Source organism: Paenibacillus sp. FSL H8-0079, from assembly GCF_037991315.1.
GTDB lineage: Bacteria > Bacillota > Bacilli > Paenibacillales > Paenibacillaceae > Paenibacillus.
The window spans coordinates 2,769,898-2,788,702 of record NZ_CP150300.1 but is presented as its reverse complement, the minus strand read 5'-3'; the positions used below and the strand labels follow the sequence as shown (position 1 = coordinate 2,788,702).

At 48.1% G+C, this 18,805-nt stretch carries 16 protein-coding genes; 6 read left to right on the top strand and 10 right to left on the bottom strand.

Translation table 11 applies throughout. The features are described from left to right. Positions 1–129: 129 nt before the first annotated feature. The 4 genes from MHI06_RS12720 to MHI06_RS12705 form a co-directional block, all read right to left on the bottom strand. Positions 130–2,379, bottom strand: coding sequence for an MMPL family transporter (locus tag MHI06_RS12720; protein WP_340401696.1), 2,250 nt, complete (start codon positions 2,377–2,379; stop codon positions 130–132). A 111-nt stretch (positions 2,380–2,490) separates the two neighbouring features. Further along, a complete protein-coding gene (locus MHI06_RS12715; RefSeq protein ID WP_340401695.1) occupies positions 2,491–3,642 on the bottom strand; it encodes a type III polyketide synthase in 1,152 nt (383 codons plus the stop codon). A gap of 231 nt (positions 3,643–3,873) precedes the next feature. After that, positions 3,874–4,494, bottom strand: a complete 621-nt coding sequence (locus MHI06_RS12710) for a flavin reductase family protein (RefSeq protein ID WP_340401694.1) — start codon at positions 4,492–4,494, stop codon at positions 3,874–3,876. Positions 4,495–4,656: 162 nt separating this feature from the next. Further along, the gene (locus MHI06_RS12705; protein ID WP_340401693.1) at positions 4,657–5,655 is read right to left on the bottom strand and encodes an ABC transporter substrate-binding protein; all 999 of its coding nucleotides are present in this window, start codon (positions 5,653–5,655) and stop codon (positions 4,657–4,659) included. A 465-nt stretch (positions 5,656–6,120) separates the two neighbouring features. Between MHI06_RS12705 and MHI06_RS12700 the strand changes: the two genes are divergently transcribed. Continuing rightward, a complete protein-coding gene (locus MHI06_RS12700) occupies positions 6,121–6,729 on the top strand; it encodes a hypothetical protein (protein WP_340401692.1) in 609 nt (202 codons plus the stop codon). Between the two features lie 143 nt (positions 6,730–6,872). Here MHI06_RS12700 and MHI06_RS12695 read toward each other — a convergent pair whose 3' ends face one another. Further along, positions 6,873–8,108: a multidrug effflux MFS transporter gene (locus MHI06_RS12695; protein WP_340401691.1), complete on the bottom strand. Its 1,236-nt coding sequence runs from the start codon at positions 8,106–8,108 to the stop codon at positions 6,873–6,875. Positions 8,109–8,114: 6 nt separating this feature from the next. Beyond that, complete coding sequence (locus MHI06_RS12690) at positions 8,115–8,858, bottom strand: GTP pyrophosphokinase family protein (RefSeq protein WP_124114270.1); 744 nt, start codon at positions 8,856–8,858, stop codon at positions 8,115–8,117. A 433-nt stretch (positions 8,859–9,291) separates the two neighbouring features. Between MHI06_RS12690 and MHI06_RS12685 the strand changes: the two genes are divergently transcribed. Further along, positions 9,292–9,981, top strand: a complete 690-nt coding sequence (locus MHI06_RS12685) for a prolyl oligopeptidase family serine peptidase (protein ID WP_340401690.1) — start codon at positions 9,292–9,294, stop codon at positions 9,979–9,981. An 84-nt stretch (positions 9,982–10,065) separates the two neighbouring features. After that, positions 10,066–10,782: a YoaK family protein gene (locus MHI06_RS12680; RefSeq protein WP_340401689.1), complete on the top strand. Its 717-nt coding sequence runs from the start codon at positions 10,066–10,068 to the stop codon at positions 10,780–10,782. A 50-nt stretch (positions 10,783–10,832) separates the two neighbouring features. On the opposite strand, the gene MHI06_RS12675 is transcribed toward MHI06_RS12680, so the two are convergent. Beyond that, positions 10,833–11,729: a LysR family transcriptional regulator gene (locus MHI06_RS12675; protein ID WP_340401688.1), complete on the bottom strand. Its 897-nt coding sequence runs from the start codon at positions 11,727–11,729 to the stop codon at positions 10,833–10,835. Between the two features lie 139 nt (positions 11,730–11,868). Here MHI06_RS12675 and MHI06_RS12670 point away from each other — a divergent pair, with 139 nt between their 5' ends. From MHI06_RS12670 to MHI06_RS12660, 3 genes are all read left to right on the top strand, one after another. Further along, positions 11,869–12,573: an O-methyltransferase gene (locus MHI06_RS12670; protein ID WP_340401687.1), complete on the top strand. Its 705-nt coding sequence runs from the start codon at positions 11,869–11,871 to the stop codon at positions 12,571–12,573. Between the two features lie 77 nt (positions 12,574–12,650). Then, a complete protein-coding gene (locus MHI06_RS12665) occupies positions 12,651–13,961 on the top strand; it encodes an MFS transporter (RefSeq protein ID WP_340401686.1) in 1,311 nt (436 codons plus the stop codon). A 148-nt stretch (positions 13,962–14,109) separates the two neighbouring features. Beyond that, positions 14,110–15,225, top strand: coding sequence for an AbrB family transcriptional regulator (locus tag MHI06_RS12660; protein WP_340401685.1), 1,116 nt, complete (start codon positions 14,110–14,112; stop codon positions 15,223–15,225). A gap of 99 nt (positions 15,226–15,324) precedes the next feature. On the opposite strand, the gene MHI06_RS12655 is transcribed toward MHI06_RS12660, so the two are convergent. The 3 genes from MHI06_RS12655 to treP all read right to left on the bottom strand — a co-directional run bounded on the left by MHI06_RS12655 (position 15,325) and on the right by treP (position 18,780). Further along, positions 15,325–15,588, bottom strand: coding sequence for a YkgJ family cysteine cluster protein (locus MHI06_RS12655; RefSeq protein WP_340401684.1), 264 nt, complete (start codon positions 15,586–15,588; stop codon positions 15,325–15,327). Positions 15,589–15,682: 94 nt separating this feature from the next. Beyond that, complete coding sequence (locus MHI06_RS12650) at positions 15,683–16,531, bottom strand: chemotaxis protein (RefSeq protein WP_340401683.1); 849 nt, start codon at positions 16,529–16,531, stop codon at positions 15,683–15,685. Between the two features lie 230 nt (positions 16,532–16,761). Further along, positions 16,762–18,780: a PTS system trehalose-specific EIIBC component gene (treP, locus tag MHI06_RS12645; RefSeq protein WP_340401682.1), complete on the bottom strand. Its 2,019-nt coding sequence runs from the start codon at positions 18,778–18,780 to the stop codon at positions 16,762–16,764. Positions 18,781–18,805: the final 25 nt, after the last annotated feature.

The following is an 18,805-nucleotide window of genomic DNA, read 5'->3' as shown; positions in this document are numbered from 1 at the left end:
CCATCCATTATAGAACATCTATGTCACCCATGAATTGAACATGTTTGCCTGTTTTGAATGAAAACATATGATTTCTAGCCAAAAAAAGGATATTCCTGGCCTGCATTCAGGCTTCGGTAATACCCTTCATTATAATTGACCCGGCAACCACCAGTTCCACCGCCCCATTAATTTCATCAGTGCAGGGACCAGTATTAGACGGATCAGTGTAACGTCAATCAGCACCGCAGCGGTTATGCCGATCCCCAACTGTCTCACACCTGCAACTTCAGCAAAAGCAAAGGGTACGGTCACCGCAAGCAGAATGGTCGCCGCAGAAGTAACCAGACGACCTGTAGAAGCCAATCCCTGTTGAACTGCCACGTCACTGTCTCCGGTTCGTCTATAGACTTCCTGGATACGACTCAACATAAATACCCCATAATCCATGGATATGCCGAACACCAATCCTGCAATGAATACAGGAATCATTATGGCAATGGCTGACGGCTCCATCCCCAGATGGCCCTCATTAAACACCCACACCAATATGCCAAATGAAGCGGCTAAGCTGAGCAGATTCATCAGAATCGCCTTGATTGGAATGAGCAGAGATCGGAATGCTGCCAGTAGCACAAGATAATTGGATACCACTACAAATACCAATACTTTGGGCAGTTGACTTGTGACTTCCTGCATAATTTCATGTTGCTTGGCAGCTTCCCCACCATAGCGTAGTTTTACGTCGTTGAAACCCAGGGCATGATCGCTCTTACTCATTCGTTCCAGCCAATCTGCGATCTGTTCCGAGCCAGGCTCCCCATGTACGGTGGCTATCAATCGGATCGAATGATCAGAAACCGTTGAATGCAGCCATGCCGACCTTGTTGACTCCTTGGCTTCTATGGAAGAAGTGAGCGACGACAGTGCAATTGGAAAAAGGGTTTGGTTTTGCACGCTATTTTGATCCGACTGTAACAGTCCCCACGGTGAAATAATGTTCAATACGCCCGAGTCCTGTAGAAGTTGACGTGCTTTGTAGTGGGCCATCTGCCAGTGCGAAGCAGTCAACAGCTCCTGCTGTCCGCCAATCACCATCTCGATGGTGGAGGTATTCTTTTGACCAAAATCATGCTGAAACTGCTCAGCTGCCTGACGGGACTCCATTCTCTCAGGCAGTGAAGAGGCATCCGGGATGGATAGTTCCAGCCGGGTCACTGGATAGACACACAGGAGCAGCAACACCGTACCTCCGATTGCCATTCTGATTGGTCGTTTCATGACCATTGCTGACCACCTATGCCAGATCGAAGCTCTGGGTAACGAATGGACTGACTTTCGCCTGAAGACCCGATCCGCAGACAGTGACAGCAGGGCAGGAAGCAGCGTTACGTTCAACAGTAGTGATAGGAGCAGAACGATGATGGCCCCAAAGGAGACACTCAGAAACATCGGCAGTCTGATCCAGAGCAGCCCTAGTAGTCCAAGGAGCACGCAAGCTGCCGAGAACAACACCGCTCTGCCTGCTGTACGCAATGTTCGCTGAAGAATCTCGCTCCGCAGAATACCGCTCTGCATAACCAGACTGCTGTCCAGAACTTTAGCTTGGCCTCCATCTTCATAGGCCCGTTGAAGTTCTTCCCTGTACCTGCTCAGGATGATCAGGGCAAAGTCTATACTAAGTGCCATGCCCACCATGGGAATCACGTTAATGATAAAGTTGGACAGTTCCAGCTGATAACCAAGGAGAGACGTGACCCCCATAGCCGTAATGACAGCACTGATTCCCATCATGACGGCGATCAATGCTGCGTATAGCCCCCTGAATGCAAAACACAGAACGATCAGGGCAATCGGAATTCCCACCATCTCTGCTCGTTCTAGGTCACGAAAGCTCAGACGATTCACGTCCTGCTGCACGACCGCCTTTCCCGTCAACCGAACCGTACCTGGACCGTCTGTTGCCAGCACGGCGCGCAGTTGCTTCAGCGGAGGACCCATCTGATGCGCAGGCACATCCATGTTCACAAGGGCATACGCCTTATTATCTTGCAGCATCATCCCTTCCCTAGCATCAAGAGGGGATGTAATAGCGGTTACCGCAGGCAGCGCTTGGACCTGTGTCAGACGATCCCTGATCCACTGTCGGAACTCTAACGGCGAAGTATTTTCCTTTTTCTCAAAAACTAGAATGACCGGATCAGCAGGAGAACCGAATTCATTCTCCAGAACAAGCTCAACCGCTTGCGCATCCCCGTGAACCCGTTTCAATCCATGATCCTGAACAATGTCAGGTAACTTCCACGCCCAGACCGCTGACATCCCGATGATAAACACCCAGCAGAGAATAATGAACCGCGGATATCGGCTGATGAGGACAGCAAGTCTGCGATAACCCATACCTTAGCTCCTCTGCGATCAGATTAGTCATTCGATTACGTTCATCCGTAAGATCGTAGGCACGCTCATACATTATCCGATCTGGTGCCCCTCAGCCGGGTTCGCGATCTATTAGATGCCATGATTCACAGGAGTTCTATTCGCAACGGGGACAGGAATGTATGTAAAAGGAAGTAACTCTGCCGTCAGTCCCGGGCCAAAGGCCAGCGCTATCCCACTGGAATGCTCTTCCTTCTGTCTGTAATCCTCGCGGATGGCTTGAAGAACAAAAAGAATCGTCACGGACGACAGGTTTCCATAATCCCGCAGAATGTTTCGGCTGTAGGAGACCTGCTCATCTGTCAACTGATACAGCTTCTGAACGGCATCTACGATGCCTCGTCCTCCCGGATGGATCGCCCATATGTCCGGTAAACCGCTCCCCCCCAGCAACCTTTCTACCTCTGGACCGAGATGCAAACCAAGCAGCTTCGGAATCTGTGGTGACAGGTAGAGATCAAAGCCTGTATTGCCCACTTCCCAGATCATTTCTTCTGCACAATCCGGGAGCAGCGTTGAGTGCCCACGACCCAGTCGAAAACATTCATTGCGGTCTGTTCCGGACGCGCCAATAACACAGGCAGAGGCGCCGTCTCCGAAGAACGATGCAGCATACAGGTCGTCCCGTTTGGCAGATGGCTGAAAGTGAAGTGTACATAGTTCCACACACACGATGAGAACTGTAGCCTTCTGATCTGTCGTTACAATGGAATTCGCCAGTTGGATCGCCTTCAGACCGGCTGCACATCCTTGAAACACCAGTGGAATCCGGTTGATCTGCGGTGACAGTTCAAGCTGTTGGATCAGCCGAACATCAAGTCCGGGCAGGAATTGCCCCGTGCAACTCACCGTAATGAGATGTGTAAGTTCCGAGGACGTTACGTCTGCATCCCGAAGGGCCTGTCCGGCCGCCTCGAGACCAAGTGGAACAGCAGCAGCTTTGTATTTGCCCATACGCTCGGATGTAGTCGGAACCTCGTCCGCATTGGTAAAGGGTAAATATCGGCAAGAATCAACAGGCTCAAGCAGATTCGGTTCACACGTATACCGAGTCTCCACACCGCACTGATTAAAGATTCGTTTCGCCCACCTTCTCGCATCTGGCTCATGTTCCAGCGCTTGCGCGAGACGGGCAGACACATCCTTTTGCTCAATACGGTGGGCTGGCAAGGCCGTCCCTATCCCCATAATACTTGCGCCTATAGTTCCCTCAAGCTGGCTCATTGGCTTAACCCCCTTATAGTACGTGTTCAAAAGTAGGCTTTTTAAACAACCTATATATAAAATAGGTTCATATGACATGTGCAGGATATAGTACAAGTCTATTCACTACCTGTCCCGTTTATGTTCACATTAACAAGCAAAGACGGACAACCTATGCGTTTTACGCATGTGCTGTCCGCCTTTGATACAGGGTTACACCCATTCCTATATTACATATACGATCTGTCAGAACTATTCAGGCCGAATTATCGTGAATCTCTCCCCAAGTTTGGCATAATCATTACCCGCCAGCCGGCTGACCGGTTTCAAATGATCCATCAAGATATAGCCCTTATCAGAATTATAGACTTGCTCGCTGAAATGATACTGCACAATGCGTACTAGCAGCAGATCACTCGCCGGTTTGCCCTCATCATTCGTAATGGGAATATGCTGATACAGCTCGCACTCCATCCGAATGAGTGCTTCCTGAATTCCCGGAACTGAAACTTTGGTACTTGGCACTGTAGTAAGTTTTGTCCGCTCAAGCTCACTTTCGTGGGGCTCCAGTATGGCTGCTGTCTCATTCACTTCGGCTATGATTGCTTCATCACAGATATGCACGACCAGCTCCTTATGAGCAAGCACATTGCGTGCAGTATCTTTCATGATCCCGTCTTTACGTGCAATGGATATGGATAACAGCGGTGGGTCCGAACTAACCACATTGAAGAAACTGAAAGGCGCTGCATTAATTGCACCATTCTCATCTGAACGTGTCGTCACAAAAGCGATCGGACGTGGCACCACCGAACCGCTCATGAGCTTATAGTTGTCTCTTCCCGTTATTTCACGTGGATCCAATGTATACATATGTAAATATCCCCTTCCCTGCTCGTGTAACGTTAAACATGGTTCACTTACGGTACTTCCTCGTTATTATATATCCATATCTGTTCAAAAAACAAAAAAACGCTCTGATGCTCGTGGCATCAAAGCGTTTAATCTACTGTTTCGTAGGGGTTGTTTTTTGTATTACTTCACAATACTGCTTTGAATATCTTCCAAAATTTGAGTATTCGCTTGAACACCACTGTACAACCAGCTGCTTGTGCTTTCAAATTCGAACACATTGCCGGTCTTCACAGCAGGGATGCTCTGCCATACGGCATCTTGCAGCGCTTCCGAGCCCGCTCCCTTATCACTGTTCACCAGGAATAGATAGTCTGCATCCATTTCTGCGATTTTTTCCAGTGAAATCTCAGACCAATTACCCGTCGCCTTCGCAGATGCTTCCTTCACGACATTAGGCTCTGCGAGTCCCAGTTCATTGTACATTACTTCACCACTGGAAACATTGTTGCTTACCACATAAAACTTATTATTGAATAACCACAACGCTGCAGCGGATTTTGTTCCACCAGTGACAGCAGATACTTTTTCTTTAATTTCCTTTGCTTTGGCATCATAATCGTCAAGCGCCTTCTGTGCTACATCCGATTTGTTAAGGATCTCGCCAATCTTGAGCAGAGCCTGACGCCAATCCTTGTTGACCTCATCCCCGAGTACATAAGTAGGAGCAATTTTGTTGTATTGTTCGTATTTCTCTCCTTCAACTGTGCTTTCAGAACCCATAATAATCAGGTCTGGTGAAAAGCTGGCCATCGCTTCAAAAGGTAGATCACTTGCAATACCAGGTATGCCACTCAAATCATTTTGCAGATAATCCTGCAAGCCACTGCCGTTGTTGATGGACCACTGCGCTGCTGGCTTAACACCGAGTGTAACGAGATGGTCTTCCAGATAAGATGCGATAACGCGTTCCGGATTAGCCGGGATTGTTACTTCGTGCCCCATTGCGTCTGTTAAAGTGCGTTCTGTCGGAGCTTCAGTCTGTGTCTCGGTTTCAGTTGCTGTGTCGTTCTCTCCTGCTGCTCCATTCTCTGCCGGCTTCGTTCCACACGCTGCCAACCAGATGGACATAACCATCACCGTAATTAGAAGCATGATCATCTTTTTATTTCTCTTAAACACTTGATATATCCCCTTTCAATTCATTATGAAAACCTTATTCGGCGCTATTGTGACAGATATCAACGTTCAAAAATATTGACACTATTATTGATACATATAATATCCGTATGTACATTTGTCCGATTCCATTGACAATGATAATTGTTATCAGTTCAGTTGTCAATTCGATTATATTCTGCGTTATACAGTTGAACTAAAATTTATTTACACTGACACTACGATGATAGAACAACCTTCCAATCGCTGTTATCCCCAGATTTTTTTCGATTCCCCTTTCTCTAAGGGAAAATCCGGTGATAAATGCGAGCGCTTCGCTTTTTCAGGTTTTTTCTATCTTCTCCGTTTGGTGTAAATGATTAGTTCAACTATATAGATCATATAAAATCTTCTTGGCGGCATTCACCTATGGGCGGATGCCGCCATATGCTGATTGCAGACTACTACGACAGGAAGGATGTTCTGTACATGAGTTACGTATATAACCCTTATATAAGTTATGGAGAAGACCGTTCATTTCAACTGCCCCCACTGTTCCCAGGTGGTGGAGGTGGCGGCACACCGGGTGGTCCGACGTTTCCTGGCCTACCTGGCGGCCAAGGCTCCTATCCTCCATTCATTCCAGGCGGAGGACCAGGGCCATATATCCCTGGAGGCATTCCGGGTACAATCCCAGGTGCAGCACCGGGCGTACCTGCTCAACTGGCTCAAGGCAATCTGCCTACGCTACTTAGTGCCTATCCTCGTCCGGTAGGTCAGCCTCCGGCAGAAATGCTTTTTCTATATAACCTGATCAAAAGCAGCCCGGGTCTGCTTCCGCTTTTTCTCCAGCAACAGCCACAAAGTCTCACTCAAGCAGTGCAATTTGCACAGACAGGTGCTGCGGCACCTCGGGATAACGAAGAACGTGCACTGCCCAACTTTTGCTACAACCGATGGTCTCTTGTATTCACTTACAATGATGTCTACCTGATGTGGCCTGCCATTAATCTGTTTGGTTTTGTGGTGGGATACTTCTATCCATTCCAGACGCCAGGCATTCTGTTGAATACACAAATTTTATTTGCGCTCTGCTAATCCTATCCTTACTTAGAGCAGGAGCCCCACGTGGAAGGATGAATCCTTCCACGTGGGGCTCCTTTTTCTTTCTTTTAATCAGAGGTAGCCTTAGCCTCAGACTATTAAACTCCACAAAAGCAAGGCTTACCGATTCAGTACCTTTAACTCAACGCCTGATCGTTCTGACGTTTCCTGCCTCTACTGACCATTAAGAAATATATCACCAATGCACCGAGATCAGCACACGCGATAACGATTCCCATTGGCACAGCTGTACCTTCTCCTCCGAGACCTACGAGCGGAGCGACAATACCTCCGAACAGGAACGTCATCACTCCAATAAGCGCAGACGCACTGCCTGCCGACTTCTCCTGATTAGCCATAGCCAGGGCGAAGGACGCGGTATTGACCAGCCCGACACTGGACACCACCAGAAATAACGGAATCAGCACAGAGATCAGATTACCTCCAACCAGAATGGCGACGAGCAGAGATGTTCCTCCCAGCGCTGCAGTTAGCAGCCCCGCAATTAACAGGCGGGTTTCAGATACTTTCCCTGCAAGTCTACCAGCAATCTGACTAGCCAGAATAATGCCTAGCCCGTTAATGGCGAAGCAAACACTGAACATTTGTGGGGATACCCCGTATATCTTCTGAAGCACAAACGGTGAACCTGATATGTAGGCAAACATGCCAGCTGCCACGAAACCCTGAGTTAACGCATAACCCATAAACTGACGATCCCCTGCGATTTTACGAAATGTAATCAAGGTCTGCTTCAATCCCCCGCTTGATCTGCGTTTGGCAGGCAGTGTCTCTCCTAGTCCAAAAATGACAGCAAACAGCGTTAGTATACCGATGAGACTCAGTAAAATAAACACGCCGCGCCACGACGTATACGTCAACAACTGTCCACCAATGATTGGTGCCGCAATCGGTGCTACACCGTTAATCAGCATTAACAGGGAGAAGAACCGTGTCAGTTCCGGGCCCGAATATACGTCTCTGACAATCGCACGCGAGATGACAATCCCGGCCGCTCCGGCCACCCCCTGAATGAATCGTAGCACAACAAAAGAGCCCATCGTAGGGCTGACCAGGCAGAGTATGGAAGCGATAGTATAGAGCACAAGCCCTGCTATGAGCGGTGTTCGGCGACCACGTACATCACTTAGAGGTCCTGCAAGCAACTGACCAACCGCAAGTCCAATCATACACGCCGTCAGACTGAGCTGAGCATACGAGGTAGATGAGCCGAACTCATCTGCCAAAATGGGCAATGCGGGCAAATACATATCCAGGGACAACGGCCCGAAGGCCGACAGTGTCCCCAGAATTAATGCCATTCGCACACGCGATGTGGAATTCGTGTTCAATGAAGCTGTTGTACTTTTCATCGAGTACTACTCCCCGCTACCCAGCAGTTTGAGCAAGTTAGACGGCAGTGTGAACTGTTGGTTGTTAATAATAATACGGCGTAGTTCTTCTTCATCCCGCTCGTTCTCGGCGTCCTTGATCTCCTGAATTTCCCGGTGAAGTCGTTCCATCTGCTGATCCAGTGCATTCGCAGAATCTGCTGCACTTTTGAGCTCCTTGGTCAAATGCTCGGGAACATCTTTATTGTATTTATAAAAAATCTTATGCTCCAGACTCGCCCAGAAATCCATCGCGATTGTACGGATCTGGATCTCCACACAAGCTCGTTCCTCACCATTGGACATGTACACAGGCACTTCCACCAGAAGGTGAAGGCTTTGGTAGCCATTTGGCTTTGGATTCTCGATGTAGTCTTTGACCTCCAGCACACGCAAGTCACTCTGATTGCACAGCATATCCTTAATGCGATAGATATCCGAGATAAAGGAACATGTAATCCGCACCCCGGCGATATCCTTGATATTTTGCTTGATGCTCTCAAACGTTAACTCATGATTTTTGCGGAACATCTTGTTCATAATGCTCTCAGGTGATTTCAGTCTGGACTTTGTATGTTCAATTGGACTGTAATCATGCAAAGACTGGAATTCTTCCTTCAGGACTTCAATCTTGGTCTCCATTTGATCCAGAGCAAATTTATAGATCATCATAAATCTGGTAATTTCATATTTGAATTTCTTGAATTGATCGATTGGATGTGGAGCGTTCATCATAGCTTTCTCCCTTTCTTTCTGCACACTAAAGTTAGTTTTATAAATATGAGGACAGCGGTCAATCCACATGTCTCCTGAACCATTATAAATCATATGGAGCCAATAAACGAATTTCTTACATTCGGGCTGCCGATTCAGCCTGGAAGGTATGGCAACTTATTTTACGTGCATCCTATAGAAGTATCCCTGTCATTTGGCACGATATTACGAATAAAAGAGGTGGATTTCCCTGCTCTATCAAGTGACGTATTCGTCCGATACGCTTCGGGTTAAAGCTTATTTATTCCTGCCACGAGATTGTTCGTTATCTGCTCTCACAGCATATGAAACTTCTCATCCCGGCTCTGTCTCCTCTGCCTTTCCGGAATTCACTTCCATACATACATCTCTACATCTGCAACCGCTCGCCAGCCACTATCATGCTGCAACTATGCATGATACGGATAATATACCGGAACAGTGGCCGGTTCTGATCTATTGCCGCGGCGGACTTGGCAACTATGGCGGGGTTAATACCGTTTGGCTTGAGCAATTTGTACAGAAAGGTTATATCGTGTTCGCTCCATCCTATCGTGGTAACGAAGGCGGTGAAGGCCGTGACGAGTATGGCGGAAGAGATGCCGAAGATGTGCATGCCGCTTACCGGCTGGTGCAACGTTTGCCTTTTGCCGACTCGACCCGGATATCGTTAATGGGCTTCTCTCGTGGAGCCATTAATGCCGTACATACCGCAACTGCCTACAATGAGGGACCTGATCAAGTACATAAGCTAGTTCTCTGGAGCGGTGTCGCCGATGTCGAACGCACTTACCATGAACGAACCGACCTGAGACGCACTTTGAAACGGGTTCTGGGTGGTACCCCACGCGCAATTCCCGAAGCTTATCTCGCCCGTTCTCCCCTGTCAAATGCAAACAAACTCTCTTGTCCTGTGCTCATCATGCACGGCACATCAGATACACAGGTGAACTATAGTCACGGAACTCGAATGTATCACTGGCTGAAGCGCGGAGGTGCGAACGTTACGTTTCACGCCTATGGCGGCCAGGATCATCATTTTCACGAGAGAATACATGAGGCAGCGGTGAACAATATGTTCAATTGGCTTACAGCACCATAGTCCGCGCCATGAATTTCATTTTGAAGAATCATGCTCTATGGCTGTATACTGGAGGGGTTACGTTTTTTTGAAAGGATGGATCTGATGAATCAAAGTACCCTCCAAAAATACGCCATGCTCCTACTCTGTATGTCTGCGGGAATGGTGGACCTGATCGGATATCTGGGACTGGGGCATGTGCTCACAGCCAATATGACGGGAAATATTGTACTGCTCGGTATTGCCATCGCACGTGCGCAGGAATTTGTCGTGCTGCGGTCACTGCTTGCTCTCATCGGTTTTATTGCCGGCAATGCCATTGCAGCACATATGGTTGGACATGTGCAGACCAAAAATGGCTGGTCCTCCAAGGTCACAGCCGTATTTACTGTTGAAAGCATATTGCTCCTGCTGTTCGCGATCGCCATGATTAGTCCCTACTCAGAACAACTGTCTTATCTGTTAATTGTCATACTAGCTATCGCAATGGGAATGCAAACGACTGCTGCACGCCGAATTGGAATTGCCGGCATTTCAACAACCGTGCTCACCAATAATCTGGCCGCTGTGGTTGAGGATACCGTAAGCATCCTTAAGAGGCTGCGACATGCCAATATCCGATCGCTGGTCAAAGCCTTATCTACAGACTCCTACCTCCGTGCGGGTGCTGTTGTTATCTATTTGGTCGGCGTCATTGCAGCCGCATTGCTGTTTCACCGTGTGCCCATGATCGCAGTCTGGATTCCTGTCCTGATCACTGGCGGCATAACCCTGTATGCCCGATTACATGCATGGGGAACTTCACAACAAAGCGAAGGTTAATGCTAATAAACGAAAAGCAACCTATTCATGTTTAAGTCTAATCGCACTTTTTATTTCATCAAAGCAGCTTCTTGGCGGATAAGATTGACCAGATGCTGTGCAGCAGGCGATAATACCTCCCCGGCTCGTGTACACACAGCAACCGTATTTCTCAGCTGTACACCACGAACGAGCACACGTGCCAGCCTGCCTTGCTGCACATCTTCGTTCACAACCAAAGAAGATATAAAGTTGGCCCCATAACCTGCCTTCACCGCACTAATCGTTTCGTTCAGCCCGTTGAACTGAAGCGCAATGCGGGGAGCGGCCAGGTTATTTGTTGTGCATAGGGAAACGAGTCGCTCACGCGTGGCACTGCCTTCTTCGCGCATGATGAACGGTTCTGCCATCATCTCATGCAGCTCGATTTCTTTGCCCGCATACGGATGGTCAGGGTGCACAACAAACCACATCTCATCGTCAAACAATTCATCCCATTGGACACCTGCATGTGTAATGCCACTTCCACCATACACTGCAATCTCTGCCTCATAACGAAGTAATTGGTCAAACGCCATCCGGGTGTTGGTTGTGCTAACAACAATCTCCACATCCTCGTGCATTTGCTTAAACCGCGCAATCCAGCCCGGCAACAGAAAATTCGAAGGCAAGTAGGTTGCCGTAAGACGGATCATTCCTTTCTTTCCCTCCCGAAAATCCTGCACAAAATTCTCGACATCCTGCTCCAGCATGAACAGACGCTCGGCATAACCTGTTAACTGCATCCCGGCATCCGTAAGCACCAATCTTCTTCCCTCCGAAGCAAAAAGTCGGATACCCAGCTCACGTTCAAACTTCTTCACTTGAGAAGATACCGCAGGCTGACTAATATTAAGTTCCTCTGCGGCACGAGTGACTCCGCCATATCTCACAATGGCATGAAATAATCGTAAACCATGCAGATTCATGTGCTACACCTCTTCCACGTCAAATACATAATCTAAAGTTATATTAACATACATATTATATATTTTATTTATATATCAACTCCGTTTATAGTTGAATTATGAAATCCAATACAAGAGACAAGGAAAGGAACATGTGAACATGAAAAATATAAATACGACCAACCTACAGCATACCTGGACCCAAGTCGACGACTACATGAATAATCTGCTGATTCCCTCGGATACCTTGTTGGAGCAAACACTGCAAACCAATGCCAAAGCTGGTCTGCCCGCTCATGACGTAACACCAAATCAAGGAAAGTTACTCCAACTTCTGCTTCAAATCCAAGGCGCATCCCGTGTACTTGAAATCGGCACACTGGGTGGATACAGTACCATCTGGATGGCAAGAGCACTGCCTGAACACGGACGCATTGTCTCACTGGAATCCGAACCACACCATGCGGACTTGGCCAAAGCCAATCTCACACGAGCAGGACTGATGCACAAGGTTGACCTGAGAGTTGGTCCTGCCCTGACCACCCTTCCCGATGTTCAGGAAGAATACAGGGAACCGTTTGATATGATCTTCATCGATGCTGACAAACCCAGTAATCCCGATTATCTGAGATGGGCCCTGCGACTGACTCGGCCGGGGAGTCTTATTATTGGTGATAATATCGTCAGGGACGGTGAAGTGATCCGTGCAGACAGCACGGACCCCAGAGTTCAGGGCGTTCGATCCTTCCTGCAGTTGATTTCCAGTAACCCCCGGCTTGAAGCTACAGCACTGCAAACCGTCGGTAGCAAAGGTTACGATGGTTTCGTCATCGCTCGTGTGATTGATACCCCTATACCAAAATAAACAGTGGTCAATTCTTCCGCAAATTCTCCTTTCCTGTTAAACTGGAATCACTGCACAGGCAGACTGGAGGGAACCACTTGAGAGTTTTACGACATATTCATGATGAAATTCGCGGCTGGTCCCGCAATATTCAACTGTTTTTCCTGGCAAGCATTCTGTATCAGATCGGAAATGGCATGTTCTCTGTCTTGTACAATCTGTACATTCAGGGTCTGGGCTATAATGATACAATGAACGGCCAGATTGTAAGTATTCAATCACTCGCAACAGCCATTATGTTTGTTCCTATCGGTCTATGCGGTGATCTGTTCAGCCGTAAGCGATTACTCATTACCGGGGCGTTATTCAGTGGAATCTTTCTGATCGGACGCTCCTTCGATTATTCGGCTACAGGACTGATTTGGTTCGCGGTATTCTCTGGCCTTTTCGCTGGGGTGTTCCAAGTACTGGCCATTCCTTATCTGGCGGAAAACGTCAAAAAAAGCCAGCGGCTGAAAATGTTCAGTTATTATTCATCCCTTGTGCTGGCTTCCCAGGTTCTTGGTAGCCTGGGTGGCGGTGTATTCGCAGATTTGTTACATACGGCAGGACTCGCCAAAGTGACCGGATTGCAGACGGTTTTATTTGTCGGTGGTGCAGCAACACTAGCTGCATTTATTCCACTGTTATTTGTAACCGAAGGCAAGGCTGCTCCGCAGACCACGATTCCGGCGCAACCCGTTCTTCAACCCAATGCGGATCTAAAAGAAAGTTCAACAAATACCCCAAGCACGGACGATTCGATCACGAAGAAAAAAGATTCCCGACTGATTGGTCAGTTTATAGTGACTCAGTTGTTAATTGGATTAGGTTCCGGACTGGTTGTACCGTATCTGAATCTGTATTTCACCAATCGATTCTCGGTTTCTCTGAGCGGCATGAGCTTACTAATTGCACTTGGTCAGATTATGACGATTGTATCCATGCTGATTGGTCCTACCTTGGCGGCAAAGGTCGGAAGCGTAAGAGCCGTTGTCATTTTCCAGGTCATGTCGCTGCCCTTCCTTCTATTAACAGGCTTCACCAATCTGTTGTTCATCGCTTCGCTCAGTTTCTTATTCAGACAAGCATTGATGAACGCAGCCAATCCCATTCATTCAGCGATACTGGTGGATCGGATCTCGGACAAACGCCGCGGCATAGCCAATTCACTGATGCAGACCGCGTTCATGATAGGTTGGGCGACCATGGGACCTGTCCAATCCTATCTGGTAACCACGTACGGAACGTATTGGGGTTACGCGATCACATTCAGCATCACAGGCTGTCTATACGTTATTTCATCACTGATGTACTTTGTAATGTTCAGAGAACCCAAACCTTCCGCTACGGCTCACGCAGGATCTTAATGAGTTGAACAGTAGCAGTCTGGTTGTTCCGCAGATAACGCAATGTATCTCATCATCAGGAGTGATCACACATGAACATGAATCCTTCATTAAACCTGAATGCATACCTGAATCTCATACCACCTCATTCAACCGGTAGGCTAAACGGATGGAACTGATGCGCAAGCTTGGTTCCCACGTTGTCTTTCGGTTTTTTCTTAGTCTGGGTGTCTCTGTTCTTGGCGGATTGCTGTTCACAGTCATTCATACACCAATCCCGTGGTTGCTCGGGCCAATGGTATTTATGCTGCTTGGCTCCCAAGTCGCCAAATGGCCCCTCATGTGGCCTGCCTCCATTCGGGACTATGGCATTCTGATCGTTGGCTATTCGATTGGACTCACCTTAACAGAAGAGGCACTGCACGGCATTCTGCAACAACTTCCCATGATGCTGCTGATGACCCTGCTTTTAATCGGATTGTGTGTAATTACGGCCTACATCGCTTCAAGGGTGACTGATTTTGACTTTCCTTCTCTGCTGGTTGGCAGCATTCCAGGAGGACTCTCCCAGATGGTGTCCCTTGCAGAAGAGATGAAATCCATCAATCTGACGCTGGTTACCTTTTTGCAGGTGACTCGGCTAATCATGATCGTCTTCTGTGTTCCGTTCTTGCTGTTCAGTCCGTGGATTGGAGGTACCGCAGGTGGCGGTTCAGGTCAGCCGCTCATTGATATAGCAACGTGGGGTGCTCTTTTCCCCGAGATTCTCCTCTATGCCCCGCTCTGTGTAGCGGGTGCGTGGATTGCACGCAAACTCCGGTTTCCGACGGCCTTTATGCTGGGTCCCATGATCGTCATGTGTGTCATTCAAATAAGCACAACGCTGCACACGCCAAGTCTGCCAACATCCCTGCTGAACGTATCGCAATTGATGATTGGCAGTCACGTTGGACTGATGCTCAAGCCGGAACAGTTGCAACGTAAAGCGCAGACGGTGACCCTAGCGGTGATTAGCAGTGTGCTGCTCATTGCTGGTGCGCTTGGATTGAGTTATCTGTTAATGAATGTGTTCTCTCTCTCGGCGGCTACCTCACTACTCAGTATGGCCCCTGGCGGCATGGATCAGATGAGTATCATGGCACATGAAGTGAATGCCGATCTTTCGGTTGTATCCGGATATCAATTGTTTCGCATCCTGTTTATTTTCTTCATCGTCTCTTCCGTACTGAAGATGATTCTCGTACATATGTTGAAAAGAAAGAAAGCAGATCCCTCACTTCAATGACTATTTTTTGCCCCGATTCCATGACAAAGAGAGTATCCACTTGATATCACATCCTGCGGATACTCTCTTTTATTTGTACAGACTCATCTTCAGCAATACTCACATTACCTTTGGTGCAGTTTCTTGCTCCAACCAGGTTAGAATATCAAAGGCTTCCTGATCGGTGCTACCACACATCTCTTCCTCAGCCTGCAATCCACTGCATACCGCAGGACGCTCTTTTTGGCCAAAAATTCCGCAGCGATTATCATCCGTAAGCTGCACACAGCGTACACCTGCCGGCTTGCCATGAGCCATGCCCGGTATCGGTGATGATATGGAAATCGCGATACAACATGCGGCACAGCCTGTCCTGCATTCCATACATATTCCCTCCTAATTTCAATACACTTAAATGCGTGTTCAAAAAGACCGGTTTTCAGTACCAAGAAGATGGGATGAAGATAGAACCTCTTAATTATGAACGATTTATCCAGGTCCAGGTTCGAGCCAGCCCCTGCGCGATTCTCCGATTCATGCTTCGATTGGAAAAATACCCCCCATGACTTAGTGGATTCCAGCTCAAAGCCAAGCCCCCAGAGTTCACTTCAATATCTTCTTTCACGGCTTTCTCATAAGCCGGATCAATGGGACGCAGCGGATAACCCAGAATATCATCCCGGTCATAGAAGTTCACCCATTCCCCTTCCAGCCCGGCATAATAGTGATTCACATGGGAGGAGGGCACCTGAATCGGGCGACTAAAGTCATGATAACGCAAACTCCATAAGGGCAGGGTTGTACCAAACGAGTAAAAATGGGTCAGGGTGTCCCCCCGCTCCAAAGCCGCGTTCACATCCACAATCTCAGGAACACGACTGGACGGATATTGCAGATCGTAGAAGAAGTTACTGGCGATTACGGCACCCAAACTATGAGCAACCACACAGAGCGGAGCCTCTGGTCCGTTACGCTGTGCAAGGGTATGCAGCGCCTGATTCAACGTTCGATGTACGGCATCATAGTTATGGCCTTGATTCTCCACCGGTTGATAAGCAACCGCATCAGCCAGGTAATGGATGACAAACCGGCGCAATGTCTGGTAATTCAATCCCGGAGAGCTGACGAGCTGTTGAAACAGCGCCTCTTCCCGCTCCTCAAATACATCCGCCCAATATACAGGTTCGATATCCAGCATCTGTTTCGAGGCTCCAGGCAAGACCATCACCTTGTCCAATTCCTTATGCAAACAAGCAATCAGCTTGTCCGCGTACCCAGCCTTCCGCATACCCAGCCCATGAATGACCATCACCGCAATACGTGTCATGGCTCTCCTCCTCATCGATTGACTAGGATCTCTTTCTCCACCATATGAATGCCACGACTCGAACATGCCTGAAGCTTGCTTTGTCAGACGTTACCTTCTAGTAACCATTATTTTAAAAATGTGATTCTTCCATTTTATATACAGTTTACCATGATAACTATGGAAATAACGATCTCACAACAAAAAAGGAGCTGCGCATCACGCAGCCCCCATCCTGTTGTTATTCTCAATTAACCTTTCAGATGAACCTTCAACACACCATTTTGATTAGATGTAACATCCCCTGTCGTGACTTCCACCCGTTCAACCATATCCTGACCATCTGGAATGATAATCGGTGTAATCAGCGGGTATCCCGCATCTTCAATTACCTTACGATCAAACTCCAACAGCTTTTGTCCAGCCTTTACATGCTCACCAGCTTCCACATGCATGTTGAAGCCTTCACCTTTGAGGGATACTGTATTAATCCCGACATGGATCAGAACTTGTAATCCACTCGCGTGTTCAAGAATCACCGCATGTTTACTCTTGATTACATGAGCTACCTGAGCATCAAACGGGGCAACTACCACGTTGCCGGAAGGCTCAATCGCTACACCCTCACCCATTTGTTTCTCGGCAAAAGCCGGATCAGGCACTTGCTCCAGTGAAACGGCCTGGCCTGTTAATGGCGCCATGATTTCCAGTGTATTCACGGCTTCATCCCCTACTTGAGCTGCACTACGAGTGCGCTGGTTCGGATCTGAATTTCCAGTCGAAGAGGTAACGCCCGAAGCAGACTGTGATGTAGCTGCTTTAGGCTCAGCAACGGTTTCATTGCTTTCACTACGATCTTCTTTTCTAAGTTTGGCTCTACCAAAAATAACGGTCAGTACAAACGGTACAACCAGGACGATCGCCATGCCGATGAAGAAGACGCCCCATTTGTTAGGGAAAATCGACAGGAATCCAGGTACGCCACCTACACCGATGGAGGTTGCCTGAACATTATTCATCGTCAGCAGCACACCACCAATCGCGGAACCGATCATACCGAAGATAAATGGATAACGGTAACGGATATTCACTCCGAAGATTGCCGGCTCGGTTACCCCGAGGAAGGCCGACACCGAGGACGTTGCCGCAAGTCCTCTCATTTTCTTCTCACGCAGGACAAGCATCATCGCAAGTGCCGCCGAACCTTGTGCGATGTTGGACAATGCCAGCATCGGCCACAGGAACGTACCACCCTGACTACCAATGAGCTGAACATCGACCGCGAGGAACGTGTGATGCATACCGGTGATAACAAGCAAAGCGTATAGACCACCGTAGATCAGACCACCCAGCGCCGCGTATGAATCGTAAACATAGATCAAGCCGGAAGTAATTGCATTCGCAATGGCAAATGTAACTGGTCCAATGATCGTGAAGGCCAGGAATCCGGTAATCAGCAACGTGACTGGTGCAACGACCAGCAGTTTAATCGAATCATGGACCCTTTTATTCAGGAAAATCTCCATCTTCGCAAGCAGATAGGCCGATACCAGTACCGGCAGAACCTGCCCTTGATAACCGATCTTCTCAATCTCCCAACCGAACAGATTCCATGTTGGCACCGTGCCATTATTCACGGCATCAGCGTAACCATATGCACTCAGCAGATCGGGATGTACCAGAATGAGACCAAGCACAATCCCGAGCAACGGACTGCCGCCGAACCTTTTTACAGCTGCCCAACCAATTAGAGCCGGCAGGAACGTAAAGGCTGTACTCGCGATCGTATTAATGATGGACGCAAGATCCTTCCAGGCTGGATAGACATCCACCAGTGATTTTCCATCAAAGAAAATGCCTGGACCTGTCAGAATATTGTTAATCCCGAGCAAAAGACCTGCCGTAATGATTGCAGGCAAGATCGGAATGAAAATATCCGAGAGTGTTTTAATTGCTCGCTGAATTGGATTTTGCTTTTTACCAGCAACGGCCTTCACATCATCCTTGGAAGAACGATCTCCCCCGGTGATCTGAATCATCTCATCATAGACCTTATCCACCAGACCAGGCCCGATAACGACCTGGAATTGTCCTTGGGAAGAGAACTGTCCTTTGACCAGATCATTCTGATCCAGACTTTCGGTATCCACTTTACTCTCATCATACAAGGCAAACCGGAGTCGTGTAACACAGTGCGTAGCAGCTTCAATATTCTCTTTGCCGCCAACTGCCCGGACGATCTCCTCAACCTGTTTTTTATCGATTGCCATAGTGTCACTTCCTATTTATAAAATG

Coding starts and splice junctions, on each gene's coding strand:
- MHI06_RS12720 (WP_340401696.1), bottom strand. CDS start 2,379: ATGGGTTATCGCAGACTTGCTGTCCTCATCAGCCGATATCCGCGGTTC.
- MHI06_RS12655 (WP_340401684.1), bottom strand. CDS start 15,588: ATGGAATGCAGGACAGGCTGTGCCGCATGTTGTATCGCGATTTCCATA.
- MHI06_RS12670 (WP_340401687.1), top strand. CDS start 11,869: ATGAAAAATATAAATACGACCAACCTACAGCATACCTGGACCCAAGTC.
- MHI06_RS12680 (WP_340401689.1), top strand. CDS start 10,066: ATGAATCAAAGTACCCTCCAAAAATACGCCATGCTCCTACTCTGTATG.
- treP (WP_340401682.1), bottom strand. CDS start 18,780: ATGGCAATCGATAAAAAACAGGTTGAGGAGATCGTCCGGGCAGTTGGC.
- MHI06_RS12710 (WP_340401694.1), bottom strand. CDS start 4,494: ATGTATACATTGGATCCACGTGAAATAACGGGAAGAGACAACTATAAG.
- MHI06_RS12695 (WP_340401691.1), bottom strand. CDS start 8,108: ATGAAAAGTACAACAGCTTCATTGAACACGAATTCCACATCGCGTGTG.
- MHI06_RS12660 (WP_340401685.1), top strand. CDS start 14,110: ATGGAACTGATGCGCAAGCTTGGTTCCCACGTTGTCTTTCGGTTTTTT.
- MHI06_RS12675 (WP_340401688.1), bottom strand. CDS start 11,729: ATGAATCTGCATGGTTTACGATTATTTCATGCCATTGTGAGATATGGC.
- MHI06_RS12715 (WP_340401695.1), bottom strand. CDS start 3,642: ATGAGCCAGCTTGAGGGAACTATAGGCGCAAGTATTATGGGGATAGGG.
- MHI06_RS12690 (WP_124114270.1), bottom strand. CDS start 8,858: ATGAACGCTCCACATCCAATCGATCAATTCAAGAAATTCAAATATGAA.
- MHI06_RS12685 (WP_340401690.1), top strand. CDS start 9,292: ATGCATGATACGGATAATATACCGGAACAGTGGCCGGTTCTGATCTAT.
- MHI06_RS12700 (WP_340401692.1), top strand. CDS start 6,121: ATGAGTTACGTATATAACCCTTATATAAGTTATGGAGAAGACCGTTCA.
- MHI06_RS12650 (WP_340401683.1), bottom strand. CDS start 16,531: ATGACACGTATTGCGGTGATGGTCATTCATGGGCTGGGTATGCGGAAG.